This window comes from Oceanospirillum sediminis, assembly GCF_014164585.1.
GTDB classification, from domain to species: domain Bacteria; phylum Pseudomonadota; class Gammaproteobacteria; order Pseudomonadales; family Halomonadaceae; genus Oceanospirillum; species Oceanospirillum sediminis.
This window is the reverse complement of record NZ_JACJFM010000012.1, coordinates 45,721-70,250: the sequence shown is the minus strand read 5'-3', so window position 1 is coordinate 70,250 and position 24,530 is coordinate 45,721. Positions and strand designations below refer to the sequence as shown.

At 47.6% G+C, this 24,530-nt stretch carries 23 protein-coding genes; 5 read left to right on the top strand and 18 right to left on the bottom strand.

Features of this window, described 5'->3' with window-relative positions; all coding sequences use genetic code 11:
• Nucleotides 1-10 precede the first annotated feature (10 nt).
• From H4O21_RS11125 to H4O21_RS11095, 7 genes are all read right to left on the bottom strand, one after another.
• Entirely contained in the window at nt 11-673 is a 663-nt protein-coding gene (locus tag H4O21_RS11125) for a CIS tube protein (protein WP_182808946.1), read from the bottom strand.
• Between the two features lie 20 nt (nt 674-693).
• The gene (locus H4O21_RS11120; protein ID WP_182808945.1) at nt 694-888 is read right to left on the bottom strand and encodes a hypothetical protein; all 195 of its coding nucleotides are present in this window, start codon (nt 886-888) and stop codon (nt 694-696) included.
• 16 nt (nt 889-904) lie between these two features.
• Nucleotides 905-1,360, bottom strand: coding sequence for a phage tail protein (locus H4O21_RS11115; RefSeq protein ID WP_182808944.1), 456 nt, complete (start codon nt 1,358-1,360; stop codon nt 905-907).
• Nucleotides 1,361-1,462: 102 nt separating this feature from the next.
• The gene (locus H4O21_RS11110; protein ID WP_182808943.1) at nt 1,463-1,936 is read right to left on the bottom strand and encodes a phage tail protein; all 474 of its coding nucleotides are present in this window, start codon (nt 1,934-1,936) and stop codon (nt 1,463-1,465) included.
• Nucleotides 1,937-2,008: 72 nt separating this feature from the next.
• A complete protein-coding gene (locus H4O21_RS11105; RefSeq protein WP_182808942.1) occupies nt 2,009-3,562 on the bottom strand; it encodes a phage tail sheath family protein in 1,554 nt (517 codons plus the stop codon).
• A 227-nt stretch (nt 3,563-3,789) separates the two neighbouring features.
• Complete coding sequence (locus tag H4O21_RS11100) at nt 3,790-4,659, bottom strand: hypothetical protein (protein ID WP_182808941.1); 870 nt, start codon at nt 4,657-4,659, stop codon at nt 3,790-3,792.
• 1 nt (nt 4,660) lies between these two features.
• Nucleotides 4,661-5,251 carry a Pvc16 family protein gene (locus H4O21_RS11095; protein WP_182808940.1) on the bottom strand — a complete coding sequence of 197 codons (591 nt, stop codon included), beginning with the start codon at nt 5,249-5,251 and terminating at the stop codon, nt 4,661-4,663.
• A gap of 663 nt (nt 5,252-5,914) precedes the next feature.
• Here H4O21_RS11095 and H4O21_RS11090 point away from each other — a divergent pair.
• Nucleotides 5,915-6,547, top strand: coding sequence for a YigZ family protein (locus tag H4O21_RS11090; protein ID WP_182808939.1), 633 nt, complete (start codon nt 5,915-5,917; stop codon nt 6,545-6,547).
• Between the two features lie 14 nt (nt 6,548-6,561).
• Here H4O21_RS11090 and H4O21_RS11085 read toward each other — a convergent pair whose 3' ends face one another.
• The 6 genes from H4O21_RS11085 to H4O21_RS11060 form a co-directional block, all read right to left on the bottom strand.
• Nucleotides 6,562-8,208 carry a sensor domain-containing diguanylate cyclase gene (locus H4O21_RS11085; RefSeq protein ID WP_182808938.1) on the bottom strand — a complete coding sequence of 549 codons (1,647 nt, stop codon included), beginning with the start codon at nt 8,206-8,208 and terminating at the stop codon, nt 6,562-6,564.
• A 273-nt stretch (nt 8,209-8,481) separates the two neighbouring features.
• Nucleotides 8,482-9,369 (bottom strand): DMT family transporter, encoded by an 888-nt coding sequence (locus tag H4O21_RS11080; RefSeq protein ID WP_182808937.1) that lies wholly within the window; start codon nt 9,367-9,369, stop codon nt 8,482-8,484.
• Between the two features lie 271 nt (nt 9,370-9,640).
• Complete coding sequence (locus H4O21_RS11075) at nt 9,641-10,516, bottom strand: formylglycine-generating enzyme family protein (RefSeq protein WP_182808936.1); 876 nt, start codon at nt 10,514-10,516, stop codon at nt 9,641-9,643.
• Between the two features lie 43 nt (nt 10,517-10,559).
• Nucleotides 10,560-13,799 carry a formylglycine-generating enzyme family protein gene (locus tag H4O21_RS11070; RefSeq protein WP_220495620.1) on the bottom strand — a complete coding sequence of 1,080 codons (3,240 nt, stop codon included), beginning with the start codon at nt 13,797-13,799 and terminating at the stop codon, nt 10,560-10,562.
• Nucleotides 13,786-14,883: an AAA family ATPase gene (locus H4O21_RS11065; protein ID WP_182808935.1), complete on the bottom strand. Its 1,098-nt coding sequence runs from the start codon at nt 14,881-14,883 to the stop codon at nt 13,786-13,788. Before H4O21_RS11065 ends, H4O21_RS11070 begins: the two co-directional genes overlap by 14 nt.
• Nucleotides 14,864-16,426 (bottom strand): toll/interleukin-1 receptor domain-containing protein, encoded by a 1,563-nt coding sequence (locus H4O21_RS11060; protein WP_182808934.1) that lies wholly within the window; start codon nt 16,424-16,426, stop codon nt 14,864-14,866. Before H4O21_RS11060 ends, H4O21_RS11065 begins: the two co-directional genes overlap by 20 nt.
• 170 nt (nt 16,427-16,596) lie before the next feature.
• On the opposite strand from H4O21_RS11060, the gene H4O21_RS11055 reads away from it, so the two are divergent.
• The 4 genes from H4O21_RS11055 (at nt 16,597) to H4O21_RS11040 (ending at nt 20,384) form a co-directional block, all read left to right on the top strand.
• The gene (locus tag H4O21_RS11055) at nt 16,597-16,812 is read left to right on the top strand and encodes a type II toxin-antitoxin system MqsA family antitoxin (protein ID WP_182808933.1); all 216 of its coding nucleotides are present in this window, start codon (nt 16,597-16,599) and stop codon (nt 16,810-16,812) included.
• Between the two features lie 580 nt (nt 16,813-17,392).
• Nucleotides 17,393-17,656 (top strand): hypothetical protein, encoded by a 264-nt coding sequence (locus H4O21_RS11050; RefSeq protein ID WP_182808932.1) that lies wholly within the window; start codon nt 17,393-17,395, stop codon nt 17,654-17,656.
• 293 nt (nt 17,657-17,949) lie between these two features.
• Nucleotides 17,950-18,789 carry a response regulator transcription factor gene (locus H4O21_RS11045; protein WP_182808931.1) on the top strand — a complete coding sequence of 280 codons (840 nt, stop codon included), beginning with the start codon at nt 17,950-17,952 and terminating at the stop codon, nt 18,787-18,789.
• A gap of 59 nt (nt 18,790-18,848) precedes the next feature.
• Nucleotides 18,849-20,384: a sensor histidine kinase gene (locus H4O21_RS11040; RefSeq protein ID WP_182808930.1), complete on the top strand. Its 1,536-nt coding sequence runs from the start codon at nt 18,849-18,851 to the stop codon at nt 20,382-20,384.
• Between the two features lie 134 nt (nt 20,385-20,518).
• Here H4O21_RS11040 and H4O21_RS11035 read toward each other — a convergent pair whose 3' ends face one another.
• The 5 genes from H4O21_RS11035 to H4O21_RS11015 all read right to left on the bottom strand — a co-directional run bounded on the left by H4O21_RS11035 (nt 20,519) and on the right by H4O21_RS11015 (nt 24,458).
• The gene (locus H4O21_RS11035; RefSeq protein WP_182808929.1) at nt 20,519-21,160 is read right to left on the bottom strand and encodes a TetR/AcrR family transcriptional regulator; all 642 of its coding nucleotides are present in this window, start codon (nt 21,158-21,160) and stop codon (nt 20,519-20,521) included.
• Between the two features lie 173 nt (nt 21,161-21,333).
• The gene (locus H4O21_RS11030) at nt 21,334-22,107 is read right to left on the bottom strand and encodes an ABC transporter permease (RefSeq protein ID WP_182808928.1); all 774 of its coding nucleotides are present in this window, start codon (nt 22,105-22,107) and stop codon (nt 21,334-21,336) included.
• Nucleotides 22,100-22,807 carry an ABC transporter permease gene (locus tag H4O21_RS11025; RefSeq protein WP_182808927.1) on the bottom strand — a complete coding sequence of 236 codons (708 nt, stop codon included), beginning with the start codon at nt 22,805-22,807 and terminating at the stop codon, nt 22,100-22,102. Before H4O21_RS11025 ends, H4O21_RS11030 begins: the two co-directional genes overlap by 8 nt.
• A 60-nt stretch (nt 22,808-22,867) precedes the next feature.
• Nucleotides 22,868-23,638: a transporter substrate-binding domain-containing protein gene (locus tag H4O21_RS11020; protein WP_182808926.1), complete on the bottom strand. Its 771-nt coding sequence runs from the start codon at nt 23,636-23,638 to the stop codon at nt 22,868-22,870.
• 19 nt (nt 23,639-23,657) lie between these two features.
• Nucleotides 23,658-24,458 (bottom strand): ABC transporter ATP-binding protein, encoded by an 801-nt coding sequence (locus tag H4O21_RS11015; RefSeq protein ID WP_220495619.1) that lies wholly within the window; start codon nt 24,456-24,458, stop codon nt 23,658-23,660.
• Nucleotides 24,459-24,530: the final 72 nt, after the last annotated feature.

Below are 24,530 nucleotides of genomic sequence, written 5' to 3'. Positions count from 1 at the left end.
TTGATCAGTATTAGTCCAGAGGGGGAAAGTACAGCCGGGTGCCAGGACGAATATCCCGACAATTGTCCAGATTGTTATGGCGCGCCACTTCCTGATAGTAAGAGCTGTCCTGGTAAATGTTATGGCAGAGCAAAGGCAGACTGTCACCCGCCCTGAATTCGATAATATGGGTCAGATCAGGCGATGAACGTTTGGCCTTAAACGCCTGCTCATTTTCTTCCAGATAGCGCTCAAAGCTCAGACTGATCGCTGCGCGTAATGGTTTTCCAGAGGGCGCGAATAAGGTGTAATTAATGTTCAGTGTTTTCAGACGCCCTTTAAAAACAAAAGTACCCCATTTAATCTGTACGACACTGGGTTCATGCTTTTTGCCCACATAGCGGTAAACGACATCTTTCAATTTGTCGATCTGATCATCGACTGATACAGATGAATCGGATGGCACGACACCGGTAGAATCCAGCGTGATATTGAAGCTGACGCTTTCCGTCTGATAGTCGGAAAACTCCAGTCGCGGTGACAAAGTACCTATCGCACGTTTTCCACCGCATTCAGCCTGAGAGCCGGAGCCTGTCGTGTAGTTAATGCCATGATCATGTTTGAAACTGGCCGGGTTAATGGCTACAGTAAACGTTCTCTGATCATCAATGGCCCGGATAGATAGTTTTTCCATTGTATCTCTCTCTGGACGAATCAGCGCTCACGGCATTCTGAGCGTAAACGATTAAACAGACGGGCGTATTCTTTAGCTGTCTTGCCACTGGCCACAGGTTCTGGCGATGTCGTACAGGCTGGTGCTTTATTCTGAAGGCGATCAATACCTGCCTCAGGCTGAGCATTGTTTACTGTACTGGCTTGTATGACCATCTGTCTGACTTCAATCGACATATTGCGTATCCTTACTTCACTTCACACGTTTTTGTTCGCTGTAGCAGAGTTCAATCTCCTCAATGGCGACTTCATTTTTGGTTGAATTCAATGCATCCATTTTCCAGCCAACCGGATAAGCATTGCGAAATAGCCAGATCCGTACCGGCGTTCTTTTCTCATCCAGCAGACGAACAGTGAGATCTTTAGGTTCCAGCTTTTTGGCAAAGCCATCATCAAAAAACGTTTTGCACCACTTTGTCAGCGTAGAGTCCAGTGTAGTGACGCCTCGTTTCAGTATCAGATTGTCGTGTTTAGCCGCTTTAGGCAGGTGATAAACAACCGTATTATTGCCTCCTTCCGACAGCGTTTCTGTCTCTATCCGGGTACTGATTCCAGAAACCTCCTGAAATCCGGCATCATCACTGTCTTTGCCAAAAACCACTGAAAAGTGGAATGCTGGCAAAGGCCAGTTATCAGCGTTTTTGGCCATAGTGTTATCTTTCCTGTCATCCTGAAGTCAGGTATTGAACCAGGCATCAGTGAATCCGGGCATCCTGACTTAAAGATCAGCCGAATGCCCGATTAACGATGATTATGGTGCTGAAATTTCCAGCCCTTCATGGGCCAGTTCAATGGTTTCTACAGCAACTTCATTGCCGTCTGATTTAAGATCCGTGCCTGTAACCTTAGTCGGCCAGGCATTTTTCAGTTTCCAGACCATTGCCGGAGCACCCGTTTCATCCAGCAGATTGATCGTGACGGCTGTGCGGGCTACGGTATTCATCTTGATCTTAGAGAACCAGTCATAGAATTTATTATCTTTGACAAAAATACCCTTCTTCAGCGTGACATTGCTGCTTTTAACAATACCAGGCATTTTTACCGTAGAGAAAACAGGGCTGTTACCCGCCCGGTATTCAATAATCTGAGACTCGACATCTAATCCCGACACTTCCTGAAATGCAGCAACCATATCTGCACCGGCACCACCATCCCATTTCACTTCAAAATGAAATTTCGGCATCGGCCAGACGGTTTGTGACTGAGCTGAACCATCATCTGCCATGTCAGTTCTCCTTTATCCTTTAACAATCAATGTAAAAATTAACGGCCATGTTTTTGCCGGATTCCAGCGATATCAGGACTTCTGCATCTGCTGCTGGAAGGTGATTTCGATAAACTCAGCCGGACGGGTTACAGCTACCAGCACGGTGATTCTGAGAATACCTTCCAGGATATCTACACTGGTCATGGTTTTGCCCAGACCAACGCTGACGCTATAAGCGTCATCAGGAGAAGCGCCTGCAAGCCCACCGCGTTTCCAGATACCATTCAGGAAATTACCAATCATGCTTTCCATGGATACCCAGGTGTTAGCTGTGTTGGGTTCAAAGACATAGGCTTTCGCCGCCAGACGAATGGATTCTTCCAGCATAATCATGGTGCGGCGTACGCTGATGTAACGCCAGTCGAGGCTGTTACCATCCAGTGTACGTGCGCCCCAGACCAGAGTGCCTTCACCGACAAACGCCCGCAGAGCATTGATAGATTTACCCTGAGTAGTAACGTTCAGGTCTTCCTGTTCATCGTGACTGATATTTACAGCAGGTGAAATCACAGCATTCAGGCTGACATTAGCGGGTGCTTTCCATACACCACGGGAGTTATCCACCATAGTGTATACACCTGCCATTGCCGCTGCAGGTGGCAACAGGTTCAGCTGATTTTTAATATCTTCCAGAATGGCCTGATAACGTGGACTCATGGTCTGCAGAGTTTTGTGCAACAGGTTTTTCTCAGCGATATCTGTAGCAGTCTGCAACTTGCCAATTTCTTCCAGCATCTGATTCTTTTTACTCAGACGCAGTTTGTTACCACCGCTGTTCAGATCTTCGTCACTCAAGCCATCCAGATCTGAAAATGCAACATTCACTTCATTGGTCAGAATGGTCGTTAATACATCCATGTTATTAACGTTGCTATAGTTCAGGTCACTGTCCTGAATAATACTGGTATTCAGCCATGGGTAATAAGCCGCTGAGAAGTCAAGATAGTTGATTCCCAGTTTAGAGCGGAAGCTGTCAATGCAATCCCCATCCGGGTCCTGACGATCTTTAAAACCATTCCAGACATCCAGAATAGCCACCCGGTTACGCATTTTTCCGCCACAATGTCCCAGCATGGCCTGCTGGACATTAATACAATCATCTTCAGCTAACCTTACTGCTTCAGGAATAACCAGCATGGTCGGTTCCTGCTCTTTGACCAGCGGGTTAATGCCCGCTTTCAGCTTGCCAGGATCAATATCATCTTTATAGCTGCCTACCGACACGATATAGCAAGGACCGCCGCCATTCTGGAAGAAGAACAACATACTGTAATACAGCAGATACGGAGCATTGGCCTGCTTCATCAGGTACTCTTTACCGTCCTGTATAAACGCAGCTTCTTCCAGTGAATCTTCTGGCTTTTCGGTGATATCAAAAACAGGTTGAGGCGCATCACCAAAATAATTGCGAAACTCTGACATAGACGTAATCCGCCAGGGTTTATTCCGCAAGGATTTACCGCCATTTTCTGCTTTTTCGGTATAGCCAATAAATGTCGGTACTGCTGTCGCCACTTCAACAACAGAATTAGGAAAGGCATTTTTTTCAACAATATAAACACCGGGAGTTTTCATTACGCCCATAGCTGAATCCTTTATAGGTTTTACGAAGTACTGTCAGTCTGAATAAACTGACAACATTTACAGGGGCTTCTGAAAAAGTCCTTTTTATCTCACCTGAACAGGATAATGACCTTTCCACAGATCCCAGGCATTAGCGACAAATAAAGTCATCAATATTTTTATTGATTGTTAACTGAACGCTATACCGTGTCTTAGTCGATACATTTTTTATAAAATACTCTGCACCGTCAATTTACCACTATTTCAGCACATGCCATTTTATTACCACCTATTACAACCAGCCCGGTATGTGCTGGCGAAGCGACCGGTAAACGCTTAATAACGATTTTGCTATTTCGTTTTAGCTGAAAGTTGTAATCTGAGTGTTCTCGCAGACTTAACGCCTGATCCGATATAAAAATATCTGCCTGATATTTTCCTGATGACTCTTTACCCAGGTAGCGGAATGTTATACTGCTGTGCATATCCAGAATATTATCCCCGGAGAAACATTCAGTGCGATTATTCAGTAAAATATATTTCCACAGGTAATGTCGGCTCTCAAAAAAGATGTGGCTATTAACACTTTGTTTTTGTTCAACAAAATAGTGAATATGCGCACTGCTAACCGTGAACTCCAGAGTAAAACACAGCCCCCGATAAAGATCCTGCTGACAAAGGGTGCCCTGTTTTAGCCATGTATCGGTGTCTACCAGATCATCTGCTTGAACGGTGCTGTGATCATGCAGACAAATATCAACAGGCTGACCATTTTCTTTTATGCCTGTGTCGTCCAGACGACCTCTGAAGAAGGGGAGTTTTTGCAGGGCATTGATCTCTGGCGCGCTATAGTTGAAAAACAGCGAGTCCTGGCAGAAGACTTTAAACTGTAAGGTAAAAGGCTCATCCTGATCTTCAGCCATCATTGTCAGGACATCCCTGTTATCATGATCGGCCAGTATCATCAGCCCACCTGCGACCGGCCTGAGTATCAGACCCGCTGATCTTATCAGCTTCTCACATGAATCCGTGGCAACAAACACCAGAGACTGGCAATACCCACTGGCAAAGTATTCATGATGGGCTGCAAACGACAACAGGCACGCATACCCGGACATATTACCGCCCCCTTTCCGTATCAATGCGGGTATCCGGAGTACTGATCCCGGACGTTACGCTGACCGCTGCTTCACTGTCCGGTATTGCCAGCCTGATCCGATACGCAACAGAAGGCAGATACCGACTCCCCAGCATGCTCCACATAGAGTTCAGATCATGCCGCTGAATATTTTCTATCTCCAGAAATATTCTATCGGTTTCTACAGGCAGGTCCGGGGAGTTCTGACGATCAAACAGGGGATTACGATGAAAAAAGGCCATAACATGGGAGATGAATTTAAGGGCTTCCGGGTAATTCGTACCGGTAAAATGAGCGGCAATCACAACAGATATATTAATATAAAGAGGCTGACTGCCAGTTAACGCTCTCTGGCCTGAATGAATATAAGGGTCAGCCTGACGCTGAAATGGTGTCGCATCTCGCTCTATATTCGCCAGGGTGATAGTGATTTTATTATTAGTATTACCTGAAACACCATCAGTCTGTTCATTAAGGTCCGCTAACAGTACAACATCTTCTGTTAACTGGTAGCTATGCTTCAGATTCTGATTTAACCGGGCAGCAATATATTTCAGACAGGAATAAATCACGGTTCATCCTTATCGATTCTGACTTTCATTATTAAATACCAGACAAAGTACTCTGGCCCACCCTGACCGCTACCAGAATGATACAAACATTTTTCCAGAAAAATAGTTATTCAGGTACAGAGATATTTTAAAACAGTATCACTAAGAAAATATATTTCAAGATGCGACCTGAAGACTTTATATGGTGTAATAAGGTTTAATGAAGTGTGATTGAAAGTAATTAACGAAAATGATTGTCGCGTTATATTTTTTGGTATAAAAACGCCGATAAACACAGGAACAAAACATTGAACGTTCATTCAAGCATAACTATTGGTTAAGCGCCTGAAAAACTTTAATGTAAACGACTGTCATATTGCCCCATCAATAGCGGAAAATATTGAAAGACTTGTGCTCAGGTATATCTGAACAATTTTCCGTCGAGTATCTGTTTTCTGCTTTCACTCTATCCCATGTTACCGCTACCATAGTCGCGACTCAGCAGCGCAGGAAGCCTTTCGCGCAGCCAGAGAGGTGATCGAAGAGTATCAGGCAAAAGAAAAAACCTGATTCCGATAAAATACTACGGTCATTTATCGGGTTTGACCATAATTGACAGACTGTTATCCTGACGGGCGATTTTTAGCAGTTCAATTTATCCATAGCGGTTCTGAGATATTTATCATGCGCAGCAACAAACAGGCTCCGGCACCTTATATGAAACCCGGAGAACGGGCAGAAATTACCCTGGAAATTAAACGCAGTCAGTTTATTACCATTGCCGCCCCTGTCGCGGATGTTGCGGCCTGCCATGCTTTTATTCAGTCTGTACGGGATGAATACCCGGATGCCAGACATCACTGTACCGCGTTTGTCGCTGGCGCTCCTAATGACACTCAATGTTATGGAATGAGCGATGATGGTGAACCCTCCGGTACAGCCGGTAAACCTATGTTTAACGTACTGAGTCATAGCGGTATTGGTCAGATCGCCATTGTGTGCGTGCGCTATTTTGGCGGGATCAAGCTGGGAACCGGAGGTCTGGTGAAAGCTTATTCTCAGGCAACTCAGATGGTGCTGGATGAACTGGACCTGATCGAGGTACGCCCTCAGTATCAGGTGGATATTCAGGCTGACTATGCGTTTGAATCGGATATTCGTCACTGGTTACAGCAACTGGATGCCACCACACTGGATTGCCAGTATTCAGACAAAGTCAGCCTGACGGTACGACTGGAAGAACCTGAAAAACTGGCCGAGAAACTGCAGCAGGTTGGCCAGGGCAGAATTGAGTGTAAGATTCAGGATCAGAACTGAAGCATAAACGGTCGTCAGGCATCAACCTTCGTCCCCTTTCTGACCGGACGTTTTTCATAAACAACGACCCGGTCACGGCCCTGTTGTTTCGCCGCATACAGGGCGGCATCGGCCAGACTGAGCAACTGATCTGCTGATGTGGCGTAGTGCTTCTCACAAACGCCGACACTACAGGTAACCGCTTGTCGGGTATTACCCTCTTCAATAGCAATGGTCTTTCTGAAACCTGTACACAACCTTTCGGCAAAGTTCAGGGCTGTTTGCTGATCACAACCAGGCAACAGTACACAGAACTCTTCACCACCATAGCGAGCTGCAACATCGTATTTTCGGGACATTGATTTCAGGTAACTTCCCACCTGTTTCAGCACCTGATCTCCGGTACTGTGGCCGTAGGTATCGTTGATCTGTTTGAAGTGATCCAGATCCAGAATAACCATTGATAAGGGAATATCTTTGCGCTTAGCCCGCTCAAACTCTTCTTCAAAACGCTGGGTCAGAAAACGGCGATTATACAGCCCGGTTAGCGCATCTGTGGATGCCTGCAGCATTAACTGCTCATTAAGCTGTTCAACCTCATGGGTTCTCCGTCGTACTTCCCTGCGCAGATGGCGCTGGGAAAAACGAAGCGCCAGATACAGAATCACCTCCAGAATAATAAAACCAACCAGGGCAATCATCACATTCAGCCAGGTATCCGCTTCCATGTCATTCAGCAGTTCATCAGCCGGATACCAGAGAAACACACGTCCCACAGGTTCCGTATGCTGATCGCGCTGACCAATATAATCCTGTATCCCAAAATGAGTAACAGCAAAAGCCCCTTTATCAGTATTAATCAGCTGAGTTCTGAGTTGAAAATCATGACGGCTGAACGGAGTCTCTGTCGCCATCAGGTATTTCAGAGAGTCGTCTGAACTGGCTTCAATAAAGCAGCCGCAGTGTGTTTTTAACGCTTCTTCAGGTCGCACCCAGGTAGCCTCTTCTACCCGTTGCTCCTTCATCATGACCGCCACGCTGGCCTTAATAGATTCACTTAACAGCTGAATAATAGCCCGGTAGGAGGTACCTGCTTCCAGAGCGCCCACCTGATTCATCTGGTGATCAAATACCGGAACGACACCTCTTAGCCCGGAATAGATACGCCCCAGCTCCAGGCCCGTACGGGGAATTCCATCGCGGTTTACATCAACAATAATGTGTCTGAGGTTATCCATATTATCCCCGAATTTTTCGGGTTTATGGACTCGCAGGAAACTGGTGGAACCGGGACCGGTGTGAAAGTGCAGCTGGCGGACATGGTACTGTTCCGTCATCTTTTTCCAGCTTGAAGAAACTTCGTTATACAGCTGTTTTCTCAGTTCATCTATCGTATCCGAAGCGTAGTCATAGCCCTGGCTTTCAAGTCCATTGACTGCGGCACCAAAAAGCATCCTGACTTCCGGGTCATTGGCGACGAAGGTTGCCAGCTGAGACATATTACTCAGAGTCATCTGCTGGGATATATGAAATGCGGTCTGCAGCCGCTTACCTTCCATTTCCAGTGTTCTTTGCAGATCATCTTTGTCCTGCCAGTAATTAATAGCAATAAACAGGCTATCCAGTACCAGAATAACAAGAGAAACCCAGATAAAAACTGTCTGCTTACCAAGAAATTTCATACATTTGATCAGGCTATGGGGAAGGTATTACCCATAATTAGAGCAAGTTAATGAAAATAAAACAAATAAAAGTGCAGCGTTGGAATGGTGCAAGAGTCCACGGATATAAAGAGCCGGTGCAGACTTAGTGATGAGCTTCAATACGATAGTGACTTTCCTGGCTGCATAACAGGGCCAGAGGGCGCAAGCAGATAAAAAATGCCCCGTATTCAGTAACGGAATATGGGACACCCGGATGCCTGTATTTTTCTTTCTCTCACGACAAAATACGACTCACACCTGATTTTGTAGCTCAGCAGAATCACTTTCCCGAGGGCTATAATTGGCAATACCGGCTCCCAGCATCACCAGTACCAGTGCAATGATAATCTCTGTACTCCAGTCGTTCAGACCGGCCAGTGCCAGGCTGATAGCCGTAATCAGAGGAGCAGCAAAGCTGAAAGAGGCCAGCAAAGTCTGATTGCCTTTGCGCATTCCCAGATCCCACAGATAAAAAGCGCCTCCAACCGGTCCCAGCCCCAGCAATAAAGCTCCGAACCACTCTGACGCCGACCAGCTCCAATGACTGTCTTCTGACAGACTATGGGCGATCAGGGACAGTGCAGCCACGACGATTGATAACCAGCCAATATCATCAGACTTGCCTGGCGACCGGGACAGATACCAGGAATAACCCGACCAGATAAACGCACAGCTGAAGGCAAACAGGTAACCATAGATGGCATTCTGACTATCGATCAGTGATGGCGTCGATGAAGTCTGGCTGTTGATAATAACCAGAGCGATACCGGTAAAACCCAGAATACCTCCTGTCGTTGCCTGTAATCTTCTGCCTGATTTTGCGACAAAAACCGTCAGCAAAAGAGGCCAGAGATAAACAATCAGACTGACCTCCATAGCAGGTGCCAGTTTAAGTGCCATAAAGTAGAAAAAATGAAAACCAAATAATCCGGTTATGCCTGCCAGCCAGCCAGTGATACTCAGAGAAGGCAATGTCATCAGAGCGTCCCCCGATAGCTTTCTGCGCACCAGCATAATAACAGCAGAGATAGAAAAGCAGATAAATAATAACTGAAAAGCCGGAATACTGGCCGTCATACTGCCCAGAAGCGCCAGCCCTCCCCATAGAAGTACTGCGCAGATACCTGCAAACGTTGCCATAAAAACCCCCATGTAATTTGTCAGTTTTACCTGACAGATAGTACAGGAGGAAAATAGCTATAATATGCCGAAAAGCCGGTTTGGTTTTCTATGTAGCCGAAAATGATCACTCAGATCCGGGCATATATAAGTTTGACTGATTTATATAATATACCGTATTCGAAAAAAGGCTTGTGGATAAAAAATTTTGCCGCTGGCGGCCGTTAACTAGCTGTCTCGCGGCTCCGCCTTGCTCACCGGCCTGTTAACTTGCCTGGCGGCAAACCACCTGCTATAGCTCAGGACCTAACGCCAGTCGGAAACCCTGGAGCATATGACGGTCGTCCGTCCCGATCCCGAGGCGAAACGCAGACCGGCAGCCCCGGCCGAAGTGGCCCCAACAGCCGCCACGCACAGAAAAGCGTGGTTCATCAGCATACTCACTATGCTGCAAGCTAGCATCCATCTGCGATAGCCAGTCATTTTTTAGTGCTACTGGTTTTTCTTGGACGGGATATGTATCTTGCCATGGCTCCAGGCACCATTCAAATACATTGCCATGCATATCAAATAAACCCCAGGGGTTTGGCGGATAATCCCCTGCCGGATTAGTTTGTTTGCGCGCCGCTTTAGTATTATCGCTCTCGTTTTTTTTACGAAGGCCCCACTGACCATCATAATTAACCCATGACAGATCCAGCTGATCGCCAAACCAGAAAGGGGTTTGTGTGCCTGCCCGACAGGCATATTCCCACATACACTCTAACGGCAGGTTAACGTTAAGATCCGGGTGTAACTGATTCAACGCCTGAATAAATGCCTGCGCATCCTGCCAGTTTACCGTCTCAACAGGCAGCAGCTCATTCTGTGGCTGACTGTTAAAATGGCTGGGGTTGTCACCAGTCACCGCCTGATATAACCCTTGTGTAACAGGAAATTCTCCCATCCAGAAGCCTTCAGCAAAAGTGACGCCTTGCTGAGTTTCGTTATCTGAACGACCGGTTTCATCCTCCGGTGATCCCATAGTAAAGCTACCGGGTGGAATCCAACGAAACGCATAGCGCTGGCCTTGATAGCTGAACGCCATCCACAGGCCATATTCATCCTCACCCCATTCATTGGCCCAGGGCATAGGAAACACAGGTGGGGATAAAGGGTGCAGATTCATGGGCCATCCTTGTATCTAAATGAATTTAAAAAACAGAATTTCATCACTTATCCTTGTTACGTCTGAAGAATTTAGCCCATCCTTTCCCGAATTTTTCTTTAAGTTCTGCACTGCCCGATAAAGTATCCGTCTCTGATAACTTTGACTCGCTCAACCGAAAGAAATCATCGTGATCCGTTAAAAAATCCGGGCCGCTGCGACTTGTTTCAGGCTTGCTCGCGGCTCCGCCTTGCTCACTGCTCTGAAACCTCACCTTGCGGCCTTTTGCGTCTACGCCGCCCTGCTGTAGCTCAGGACCTAACGCCAGCCGGAAACCCAGGTCGTAGCGGCGGGCGCCCGCCTCGTACCAGACGCGGCTCGCAGACCGGCAGTACAGGCCGTCGTCTTGCAAGCCGCCGCCACGCACAGGGTGATCAGCAAAACTTTTGCTATCAGGCTTTTCCAGACATTCCTGACCGGGGTCTATTACTGCTTCATCCGCTTTATAAGCCCGTAAGTCATTATCCTGACACCACTCCAATACATTACCGTGCATTTCATATAAACCCCACGGGTTGGCTGGCAGGCTTTTTATCGGGATTGTTGTTTGTCTATATTCTGATTTTTTACCGTCGTTATAGGGATAGTTACCATTAAAATTAGCCTGATCAGAGTGAATCTGACTTCCAAAGCTAAATGGCGTGGCAGTGCCTGCCCGACAGGCATATTCCCATTGCGCTTCTGAAGGTAAAGTTAAGCGTAGTGCCGGATATTGCTCTTTAAGCTTCTGGATAAACTGCCAGCAATCTAACCAGCTGATCTTTTCAACCGGATTCTGCTCCCCTTTAAAGTTACTGGGGTTTTCGCCCATAACTGCTTGCCAGAGTTGCTGCGTCACACAAGTATCTGCCAGCCAGTAGCCTTGGGTTAAAGTCACCTGATGTTGGGCCTCATCATTATATCGCTCTGACTCACCATTCGGGGAACCCATCAGGAAAGTACCCGGTTCAATCCACCTAAAGCGTTGAGTAATCCCAAAGAAATTAAGATCCGCGTACAGGCCGTATTCATCCTCAGCTATGGATTGAATCAGAGAACCAAGTTCCGTTAAAGAAATGCCCCATTGCGGAATATCTTTGTTGTCCACAACATCAGAACCAGATAGCGGCACCTGGATACGGGTGTTATTCAGAATTAAATCAGCAGAGACCTGATTGTTTTTATATTGCAGGCTGGCAGCCCAGTTAGGACGTTTGAAGGAGGCTAAACGTAGATTCTGATCACCAATATTGAGTTGTAAGGATTGTTCGGAAAAACGATCTAACTGAAAACTGGTGGTTAAACCTTTTTTAAGGACCAGGTTCTCTGATTCAATGAGTTTGCCTTGTTCTGATCTCTGGTAAACAACCTGATCATAGTTTGTTTTTATATCAGCATTGGACAACGGCTGGTCTAAACCATCTAATTGATGGCTATCAGGCAATGTGCTTTCACCTACCTCGGTAAGCTCCAGATAATTATCTTTAATTGCCAGTTTGATTGTGTATTCAGCACTATTTGCTGTACTGTTCACGGCCTGAAATACACTTTTATCGATCCAATCGGGAATAGCCTGCTCTTTATCTTCAGCAGACAAATTTTTATACCACTGTGACCACCAGTAGGAGTATCGGCGATTGCCCTGTTTTTCTTTCTGACCCAGTCGATCCAGAATACTCTGACTGTATTCGTGAATGCCTTCATATTCTTCATGTGGGGTTGGTGATTTCTCTTTTGCCAGAGCCAGAATAAAACGATGGGTATATTGCTCAGCTTCCGTCAGTAATAGCTGATGTTGTGCAGATAGCTCTGAACAGTGCCTGAAAAAGAGCAACGCTTCGTAATAATCAATCGCCAGTTGTGTTTTCAGAGTTGAAGACAGGGCATTAAATATCTGAACAGCTTTATTAGGATACAGATTGATCTGTTGCTGAAGCTGATCTCTTAATTTTTCATGAACCGGCGATAAGTAAACACACAGATTTGAGCCTTTGTTTACTAATTCTGATTGCCAGAACAGTACTTCATCAGCCACAGACAAAGGCTTACCCACAGCCAGCCTTACCGCCCTTAAATCCACATCATCCACTTCAACCGCAGCCGATAGCCAGGTTAAAAATGCTTTTCTAGCCGTATCTTCCGGGCAGCTTGTATCACACACGGTGCAATGTTTTACAAGTAAGGCCGCTTTTTGCTGCGCTTCAATATCAGGCTTAATGGCGGGAAGGTAACAGGCCAGAGATTCTCTGGCTTTTGACCGAAACTCACTCACCTGATCCAGATTAAATCGACCCGGTGCGGGGTTAAGCGTACTGCCTCTGTCCCAACTCAAACACTGATACAATGCGGTTAATTCTTTTGGCAGCCATTTTTCCGGGACAGGCGCTAATACCGTGGGTTTAAAACCAGCACTGCGAAATTGACGCCCGAGCTTTATCCACTGTTGTAATACCGTTTGAGAACGGTGGTATAACCCCATATCGCTGATAATCAGAATGGGCGCGCCGGGTTCAGGTAAACGCCAGGGTTTGGATATTCTGCTATCGCGCTTTAACGGCGAGCTGGTTTGCTTAACGGATATTTCAACCACTGATCCGCCGGGATAATCCTGAACATACTGTCGTTTAAGCCGTTGCTTTCCCCACTGCTTTTCCATTTTCTCTAACAGTGAGTGAATATCGTGTCTTAAAGGTGATAATTCATCTGGAATATGCACCAGCACGAACAGCGCTGAAGCCAGATGAGGCTTTGTTTTGACCGGGATTTTATCCGGCCATATACCTTTAGAAACCTGACGAACCAGTTTATTGGTATCCGTTTTCTGGTTGTTAATCTGAGTGCTGAGCGCCGCTTGTAATACCGGCCCAAGTCGAGACCAAGGGATTAATGCTTGTTTTTCGGGCCGTTCCTCGTCGGCATAAACCTGATCCTCATTCGATAAGGGATCGCTGCTCAGCAACGCCTTTAAGTCATCAGGAATCTCTTCGCCTTCAAGCGGTGGCGGTGCTTTAGTGGTTTGATCGACTAATGCCCAAAAATATTCTGGTGGCCTATTGGTTGCGTCCGTCTTTTCAGGCTGAGCTGAATCCTCTTTTTTTGATTTATCAGACAGCTGATCAAGGTCTAAAGTGATTGCAGGCTTGGTAAGAGCCAGTTTATCTTCAGGCTCTGGCAGTTTCTCAAACCACACCGAGGTAGCCAGATGCTCTTTTTTTAACCCAGCTTTTTGAAATCGAAGCAAGTCTGCCCGGCTATGATCGGTCATGGTGGGCATCCTGCTCACTGGATAAAGGTAGGTCTGGGTGCTTTCTCAGAGCAAAGTCTTTAATTTCATTCAGCATCTCGACCTGTTCGGATTTATCGAATTGCCGTAACACTCGCAGAATATCCAGATACTCCGCCTGACCTGGTGGTTTATAACCATAGCTGTCTGCCAGTTCACGGTCTTTAATCAATTGATCCGCTGCCAGTGCCATCGCATCTTGTTCAATATCATCCTTGAAATGCGCTTTGCCACGCTCAATTAACAAGGCTTTAAGCTCAGTGTTTTCTGTTGGCAGGTTCATGTTGAGTACTAAGCAGCGACGCAAGAAAGCAGGTGGTAATTGACGCTCTTCATTGGTGGTAATAATCACCAGAGGCTTAAGGGTTTGCTCTGCACCACCCACGGATTCATCAATCCACGGCACTTCAAAGCGCTTGCAGTCCAATGTTTCTAACAGGCTGTTTGGTAAATCAGAATCGGCTTTATCAATCTCATCAATTAGTAACACAATGCCTTTTGGATCTGGGATTAAGGATTCTAAATCCTGATCTGTCATTCTGGACAGATTCTTCTTGCCATGAATAGACTCTGGCACATACTGCCGATGCTCTGAATCTCGGCAATGGCGTAAAGCACTTTGCCAATCATACGACCACCAGAGCACGCCAGGGCTTAAAAACTTATTCGGGGACAGTTCTGCTTTTAAGGTCTCTGCCCGCCCCTCTGCATCAACACTACCATGCATAGCACTCATCAGCTGAGCATGCCCCAGACGATTCACGGTATCAAAGTGATACCAAAGATCCTGAATTTCAGTATGAGCAGTGATAACTGTCGATAGAAGCTGCCAGTTCATGGCTTCAGCCACCGCATGGGCTAACTGGCTTTTACCCGTTCCCGGATCACCACGCACCAGTAAAGGCCGACCGGCATGATAAGCCGCAGTCAGTGCATAAATACTGGCTTTATCAAATAGGTAAATCTGTTCAGAATCCGGGTTATATTTCTGCACCGATACGGATGAGCCTTCTGTTTTGGCTACAGTCAATAAATCAAACTTAGTGTTATCCGTTTGTGTTGGCATCTGTCTTCAACTCCTTTTGATATTTCAGGAAATTAAATCGGTTATAAATGCTTTCAATCTCAACCCAAATATTAATATCATCGGTTAAGAAAATTGATGCTCCCTGATCAGACCTGAAACCAACGGCCATTAAAGCAGGTAGTTTTTTAGATAAGTTATCACACAGCTCTTTTATACGATCACTATCACTAATATCTTCTGCGATAAAGAAGCAACGAGGTGCCGTTTTATGGCCTCGATACAGATCAATCTTTGCATTGAGCTGTCTGATCTCTACTGAACTAAGCTTTTGATCTCGTGTTTTCCGGCTCCGGCTATTTTCTGGGTCTTCGTGATCCAGTACCGCATTCCAGATATCAATCAGTGCAAAATCGGCATTACTTTTCTTACTCCACTTTTTACGCGATGCATCCTGTATTCTGGCCTGCCCATGAAATACTATTGACTCTTCAGCACAAGGACGAAATTCAGGAATTATTTGCTCAGAGCTATCTATACGGCGTAACAATAGCTCTGCACCAAGAGGGGTTGAGATACCCTGAACGATAAAATAATTATCCGAGTTACCGGTTTTTTGTATGAAGTTTTCGTCAAGAAAAACACTCTCATCTAACTCACGTAACGCCAGCAACCCCATAATCTGGCTGATAGCCTGAGTTAATCTTGCACGTTGATCTCGTAGTAATTGATCACCAAGGGCAGAAAGCTGTTTATCTGTACTAAATAAAGATTCGCAAGTTTTATAAATGGCATCCTGCATTACATCATGAAAGCCTTTTTCCAGTAGCTTCGATGCCACTATGCTTGTCAGTTCATCTACATCAACATTCTCTGTGTCTAATGCTAACTGCATTGCTAGTGTCTTTGGCAGCTCTTCAACATCGGCAGATTGAATAGACTTCACCAGACTGTTAATCAACTGATTTTTGAATATATCCCCAGAACAGTATTCAATATCAGGGCGATCAGAAGGAGAAGCTGTGTCATCAGAAACAGACTTCTGTAACTGGCTACCACTCTCTGGTTCATATGGTCGATTTGATAAGTTATTTTCAAGCTTTATAGATGCATCACTTTTTAAGCAACTATCTTGCTTTAAGTGCTCACAACATTCTTTATCCAGCTCAATTGCCAAGTCAGTAAAAGCTTGTTCACTTTCAGCTTTTGTCATTGCTAACAGAGCAACATTTCCATCAGTGTGGCCTTGCATGTTTTTTAGCCAGGGTACTGTTTCCCATGCACAAGGCTTGATGACAATAGGAATAAATCGAGCTTTTTTTCTAAGCTCTGGAAGCTCCTCTTCCAGAATAAAAACAGAATTCAATGAATCGGCACTTACCAAAAAAATCGCAATATCAGCCCAGACCATTTTTTCTCTAATCTCTTGCAGCCAAAGCTCACCAGATTTTATCTGGCTATCCTCCCAAACTTCCAGCTTCTGCTGCCTAACTAATACCCCCAAATGCACTAACAAGCGTTCCTTCCAATGCTTATCATCTTCATGATGACTATAGCTAATAAACACTTTTAATGTTTCATTCATCCTAATTGTCCATATTTGTCCCTGACCTTAGTTAGCATCATACCCACGAACAAAGCGAAATTCAGCACACCCGATTACATTCAGAGCAAAACATAAGCTGTTACATATAAAGCAATCAGGTTATGTTCAGGGTTCGCTAAGAATCAGTCTGAAGCAAAGGAGTAGCAGCAATGAAATGCCCTTCATGTTTGTCAGCCGATCTGATTTCAGCAACTCGCGATCTGCCTTATCGCTATAGAAATGAAGAAACACTGATCACCAATATAACGGGTGATTTTTGCCCAATATGTGGTGAAGTGGTATTAAGTCAGGCGGAGTCGGAACGCATCAGCCATATAATGCTGAAGACCAATCAACGGATCGCTTTATCGAGCAGCGACAAATAAAGACGCCATAAAAACAAAGAAGAAAACAGCAGAATTGGAATCAACAAATACCGGTTGCGGTGAACCGGCATTTGTTTCATGATTCGCTAATCAATCACATAAGAGGAGGTTTGCTTATCGCAAGCATTTTAAATCTTTAACAGGCGCTACCCCTGAGTGCGGGAACACTACAGAGGCAGCTGGCCACAACTGATATTTTCGAAGGGTCTATCAATCATGGTTAGAAGTCATCATACGCCAGAGCTTCGCTCGGCTAAAGAAAAATTTCTCTATTTACATCAACAACTTACGACGCTAAATCGTATGATAAGTGTCGGGTCTTCTCATACCTTTAAATCAGGTTTTTCTTCTTATTTTGTGCCTCAGAATCGTCACAGGCGGAGCCTTGCTCCTTATAGCCCTGGCTATTCTGGTTTGCATTCGTCTGCGCCTTTATTCCGGTTTAAACGCATCTCTCCCCATGCCTCATTGTGGAGAAATGCTGATCGGGTCAGGCAAGGTTCAGTGCGTTATTTGCAGGCCAATACCTGCCTTAGTCGCTGACAGGTTAATGGATATTACGACACAAGGAACGAGAAGAATGGAAAACAAATCTGATACGGTTCAGTCCATCACGGTGATGAATGCATCACAGGCGAACAGTCATTTCGAGAGTTTCAGCCATCGCTGTGCTTTTTTAATGATTGCGCTGGAGAATATCGCCTTTGAGGATGATATGCCTCATAACAAACAGGCCGCCGCTGGTGCGTCTTATTTTATTGAGGATATGCTCGAAGAGATGTCCGATATTCAGACCATGCTGGATGCGATTATCAAAACGCAAAGCATAACCTCTCAGCGTTAACCTCGAATCATTAATAAAGGAGTGAGGCCATGTATTTCCTGAGCGGAGGTACATGGCGTTTGCGTCCGCTAATTTTAGTCATATTAGCCCCACCATATCTTGCTAATAACTCAGCTTTTTCACGATTATCCACCTCCAGACGCCCCGATACGCTGATAAACCCCGAGATTTCTGAATCGAATTGTTTATTCCCTGCGTACCTGTTTGATAGCAGAAAGATTTGCGCTCCGATATTCACTTAAGCATAGCCCCAGGGCTGAATCTGCCTGACAGGCAGTAAGTAAGGTTGAATTATGTCTGACGGAATAATCCAGGAAAATGCTCTGTCCGGTCACGGGTCTGATCAGGATCATGCTGTATCACTCCACCCCGCTTCTTTGATACCTGCCACCCCTTCCCAGCCAGAACCCGAGTTGGAAGCCCGCAGTATTCTGGTGATTGAGGATGATCCGGATATTTCCGGTCTGATCCGAATGCATCTGCAGGAGCAGTATCAGAGGGTTGAGATTGCCAGCGATGGTATCTCGGGTTATCAGCAGGCCACAGAGCATTCGTGGGATCTGATTCTGTTAGATCTGCGCCTGCCAGGTAAAGACGGTTTGCAGTTATGCCGACAGCTCCGGGCGGAGCAGAATTATGTGCCGGTGCTGATGCTGACCAGTAAATCCAGTGAGCTGGATCGGGTGCTGGGACTGGAGTCCGGTGCTGATGATTATGTCACCAAGCCATTCAGCGTCATTGAGCTGATGGCCCGTATCCGCGCTATTTTCCGGCGTATTGATGTCTCCCGCAAAGCCGATACGCCAGCGGATGCTGAGCATGGTCAGAATGAGATTCTTCGCTCACCGGATCATAGTATTGAGCTGGACAGTCGCCGACATAAAGTGACCAAACACGGTCAGGAGCTGGATCTGACCGCTAAAGAGTTTTCCCTGCTCAGTTATTTTCTGCATCACCCCGGCAGTGTGTTTTCCCGTTCAGATCTGTTGCGCCATGTCTGGGGTTACGGTCATGAGGGTTATGAGCATACGGTCAATTCTCATATCAACCGTCTGCGCGCCAAAATTGAAGATAATCCCACTAAGCCTCAGCTGATCACCACGGTCTGGGGTGTGGGTTATAAGCTGGTTTAAAGGCTTACCGGACGTAATGTGCTGAGCCTGATTGTTTCAACCTGATAATGGATTTTGTTATGTCCGCATCCTCTTTTCTGCCGGTAATAAACAGCCTGTACGCCAGAATCACCGTGGTCTTTTTGCTGCTGGTGATTCTGCTGGGGGGCAGTTTGCTGACCATTTCTCAGTTGATGAGCGAAAAATACAGTCAGGAAATTATGCAGCGCATGAACCAGTCTGTCGCCATGTATGTGGCGGGTTATAAGCCGTTGCTGGTAGATCGCATTGTGGATGAAAAGGTGATGGATGAGCTGACCGCCCGCGCGATGATTCTGAACCCCAGCCTGGAGTTATATCTGCTGGATCAGCAGGGGCAGATTCTCAGCCACCGTTTACCGCAAGATAGCGTTCAGCTGCAGCAGGTTGATATGAATCCGGTGCAGGATTATCTGCAGGGCAAGCGGCCTTTTCCTATTCTGGGCACCGATCCCAGACAACCCGGTGAGCCTAAAGCGATTTCGGTCTTTCCGTTAACCGATACTCTGGCCAATGGTCAGCAGCAAACCTCCGGCTATGTTTACGCCATTATCGGCGGGCAGTTGTATCAGCAGCACAGAGATGCGGTGATGGAAAGCTATGTCATTCGGGTCGGGGCGCTGACTATGCTGGGCAGTATTCTGATTGCCGCCATTGCGGGCAGTATTGTTTTTTTCCTGCTGACTCGCCGTCTGACCGGGCTGCAAACCTCGGTGCAGGCGTTTGATCTGACCAATCCAGCAGCCAGTACCGAGCTGGTTCAGGCGATGCCAGAGCAGGCGATTCGCCGCTCTAATGAGGTGGATCAGCTGCAGTATGCCTTTCATAAAATGGCCCGTCAGATCTCGGATCAGTTTGATGCTTTGCGCACACTGGATGAAAACCGTCGTGAGCTGATTGCTAATGTCTCCCATGATCTGCGCACCCCACTGGCGTCGATGCAGGGCTATATCGAAACCCTGATGCTGAAAAACGACAGCCTGGACAGTGAGCAAAGGGCCGAGCATCTGCGAGTGGCTTATAAACACAGCCAGCGGCTGGGGGATCTGATTAAAGAGCTATTTGAGCTTGCCCGGCTGGAATCCGGTGGTATCAAGCCGGAGCTGGAGCCGTTCTCGTTGCTGGAGCTGGCTTACGATTGTGTGCAGGAGTTTGGTTTACTGGCCGAACAGAAACAGATCAGTCTGCGTATTCATTGCCAGCAGGAGGATTGTTATGTGGTGGCGGATATTGCCCTGATTCACCGGGTGCTGCAGAACCTGATCGATAACGCCATACGGCACACACCAGAAGGTGGTCGGGTGGATGTGCAGGTCAGCCAGCAGGAGGGTAATACTCAGGTGACGGTGTCGGATACCGGTAAAGGCATTCAGAGCCACGATATTCCCTATATTTTTGAGCGTTTCTATCAGTCGCAGCAACAGCAACCGGCTGAGAAAATCGGCACCGGGCTGGGGCTGGCGATTGTGAAGCGCATTCTGGAGCTGCATAAAACCGGTATTCAGGTTAGCAGTGAGATTGATCAGGGTACGTCGTTTGCGTTTGTGCTGCAGGGGCATCAGGAAACAGCGGGGTAAAACGAAACGATAGGTTTGTTTTAAAACAGCGCGAATAGCTGAAAGAAGGGATATGTCTGCAAGAAGCGAAGCATCTGAAAGAGAGGGAAAGGCTCCCTCTTTTATGGCAAGGCCTTTATTACAAAGCGTGCTTTTTACCGCAAGGTGCTTCTCAGCTCCACATTCAGCAAGCCTTCAAAGGCACTCAGGGCCGCATCGGTCAGTTCGTTATCGGCGAATTGATCTGGTAGTGCGCCGCCTTCGATCCACAGGCCATCCAGTACCGCGTTGCAGGCAATACTCAGGGTGCGCAGTTCTGCTTCACTGACGTCACGCCCCGCTTCTTCAAACACATCAGCGGCCAGTCGGCTCAGATGATTACGCAACAGGTGATAGGTTTTCTGGTGGCTGGCCCGCATATCCGGGCTATGAAACACCAGCTGAAAAAAACCGGCCCACAGGGCAATACCTTGCGGATCGATAATCGGCAGGCTGACCGAGGCCTGAACAAACATGGCTAACCGGGTGCGGGCGCAATCATAGTCGCCATCAGCCGCATCCACGGCCACTTCGATCAGGTTGGTCATATGGCGTTCATGGGCTGCGATAATCAGCTCATCTTTGCTGCAAAAATAATAGCGAATCAGCCCCTGGGTCACGGCGGCTTCTTCGGCGATGGCCCGCACTGTCGCCCCTTTTACTCCGTCGGTGGCGATAACGCGCAGTGTGGCATCAATCAATTCAGATCGGCGACTGTCTGACATCTCCTGGCGAGAAAGACGACGTTTTTCCTTCATAAAAAGTAGCTTCCGGCGGTTAATCGATGATCTGAAACAGCTGTAATAATAATACCTTAGAGCCTTGCCGACCAGAAACTCCCAGCCGGAAAAGCAGATTCCATTCTGTGCTATTTATAAACGACAGTGGTCCATTTATAAACGACTGTAGCCCATGAACGGGTATTCATACATTACCGTCTGGCCTGGGTACGATTTTCCAGGTAACGGAACCCTAAAGTGATCAGTCCGGCCATGATCAGATACGCCAGTGCCAGCAACAGCAACGGCTCATAAATGATATAGGTTTCCTGGCGAATACGGGCAATCACGGCGTAGATATCAATAAAAGCGATGGTTGCTGCCAGTGGCGTCGCTTTCAGCTGCATAATCAGCTCACCATTCAGTGTTGGCAGTACGCGCTGGATCGCTCTTGGCAGCCAGATACGACGCAGAATAGTGAAAGGATGCATGCCCATCGCCTGGGCCGCTTCCAGCTCTCCGTTAGGAACGCCTTTAAAAGCACCGCGCATTACCTCACCGCCGTAACCGGCAAAACACAGGCTGAGGGATACCATCGCATAGGGCCAGGCTTCACTCAGCAGCGGCCACAGCCAGCTCTGTCGAATACCGGGAATATAAGGCAATACCGAGCCCAGTCCGTAATAGAGTAGCCATAACTGCAAAAGAATCGGTGTACCACGAATCAGTGTGCAGAAACCCCTGGCCAGCCAGGCCAGGGGGGCAGGCCCGGCCGCCTGGGCTAATCCCAGAGGAATACTGAGCAAGAATCCGATTATGGCCGTGCCGGTCAGCAAGGCCAGTGTACGCCAGAGTCCGCCGATAATGTCCTGGCTGTAACGCTCCATCCAGCTCCAGTCCATATTAATGGCCGCAGACAGACAAAGTATCAGTGCCAGCGCCATCAGCACTAAACGATGAGGGGCAAATAAACTGACTTTAGGCATGACGGGCTCCTTTGCTGGTTCGGTTTTCCAGATAACGGAACACCTGATTGGAGATCAGCGTCACCAGCAAATACAGCACACCTGCTGCCAGTAAAAACAGGAAGTAGTGTTTGGTTGACCCGGCAGCCTGGCGTGCGGCTAATGTCAGTTCGGTAAACCCGACCACCGCCAGTAAGGCGGTATCTTTTGTCGCCACCAGCCAGAGGTTTGACAGTCCGGGCAGCGCCGAGGGCAGCATCTCTGGCAGGGTGATGCGGTAGAAGATTTTAAACGGATGCATACCAAAGCTGTGTGCCACTTCAATATGGCCTGGCGGGATGGCATTAATCGCCCCGCGAATCACTTCGGTAGCATAAGCGCCCTGCACAAGAGCGATCACCATAACTCCGGCCGCAAAGCCACCGATCTCAATTTTTGTCAGCCCCAGCGCCTGCAACAGCTGATTGATCGCTTCTGGCAGCGCAAAGTACACCAGCAGTATCAGCACCAGCTCCGGGATCGCTCGAACCGTGGTGGTATAAATACTAACCAGATCCCTAGCCAGCAGGTTATCACCCCGTTTTATAGTTGCGCCAACGGTGCCGATCAGCAACCCCAACAGATAACCAGCCAGAGCCACCTGCAGCGATGTCAGCAGACCTTCCAGCAAATAGCCGCCCCAGCCTGGGGGCTCCAATGCGAGCAATTGTTGCACACTCATAGAGAGAATCCGTGGTTAAAAAGGAAGGGAGTGCCAGAGGGCACTCCTTAACACAGAGGGTTATTCGCCGTAGATATTAAACTGGAAGTAACCCGAACTTATTCTGGCGTACTCGCCACTTGCCCGGATGGAATCAATGGCGTTGTTCAGTTTCTCTTTCAGCTCAGGATTGCCTTTGCGTAAGCCAAAACCGATGCCCTGTCCCAGTACGGCATCATCCTGCGCAACCAGTCCGGCATCGTAACAGCAGACTTCACCCTCACGACTTTTCAGGAAGGCTTCCAGCACCAGAGCATCAGCCAGGGTAGCATCCAGACGCCCGGCAAACAGATCCTGATTGGCTTCATCCTGTGTCTGATATTCGCGAATTTCTGCGCCATTGAAATGCTTCAAAGCATAACTCTGGTGAATAGAGCCGGACTGAACACCGATTTTCTTGCCCTTCAGAGAAGCCGGATCAGGTTTAATATCCAGCCCCTGCCCAACGGCCAGGCTGGCACCGGTCTGGTAATAACGCTCAGAAAAATCAATCACCTTCTGACGTTCTTCAGTAATCGACAGCGAGGCGGCAATCACATCAATTTTTTCTGCCTGCAGTGATGGAATAATGCCATCCCATGCGGTGGCAACAAACTGACAGTCCAGTTTGGCTGCGGTACAGATCGCTTTGGTGATATCGATCTCCCAGCCGCTGTATTCACCACGGGCATCGGGGACCGCAAATGGCGGATAGGGTTCGGTGGCGATGCCTATGCGCACGGTTTCTGCAAGTGCCGGTAAAGCCAGACTGGCCAGAGTTGCAGCGAGAGCAACGGTTATTTTTTTTCTCATCTCGGGTCTCCAGAGTAAGTCAGTTAATCGCACGAATAAACTGTTGCAGGCGTTCGTTTTTGGGTGACTGGAAGATCTGCTGTGCAGTGCCCTGCTCTGCAATAACGCCGTTATCCAGAAAGATCACCCGGTCGGCAACGTCTGCAGCAAACTGCATCTCGTGGGTCACTATGATCATGGTGCGGCCCTCTTCAGCCAGACCTTTCATCACGCTGAGCACTTCACCCACCAGTTCCGGGTCCAGCGCCGACGTGGGTTCATCAAATAGCAGCACTTCCGGCTCTGTGGCCAGCGCCCGGGCGATAGCTCCCCGCTGTTGCTGCCCGCCAGATAACCAGTCCGGGTAAGCTTCCCGCTTATCCAGCAGGCCCACTCGCTCTAACAGTCGATGGGCAGTATCACGGGCCTCGGCACGGGGTTGCCCCAGTACCTGAACCGGCACCTCCATCACATTCTCTTCCAGCGTCATATGGGGCCAGAGGTTAAAGTTCTGAAACACCATCGCCAGCCGACTGCGTAGCCCGCGCAGATGGCGACGATCCGCCACTGACAGCTGACCATGACGGTCAGGGTTTAATGCCACCGGCTCGCCCAGCAATTCCAGCTTTGTTACCTCATGGGGCACTTCCAGCAGATTCAGGCAGCGCAGCGTGGTGGATTTGCCTGAGCCACTACCACCAATCAGAGCAATGACCTCGCCTTTATGGGCCGTCAGATCAATGCCTTTCAATACTTCTATACCGTTGAAAGATTTGCGCAGGCCCCGGACTTCAATCACTGGTGTTTGCGTTGTTGAAGCGGTGACCTCAGTTGCTGGCATAACCTTTTCCTGTTTTTATACGATTGTATAAATTTATGCACTTGTATAAACTCAAAGTCAATTGCTTTTTTA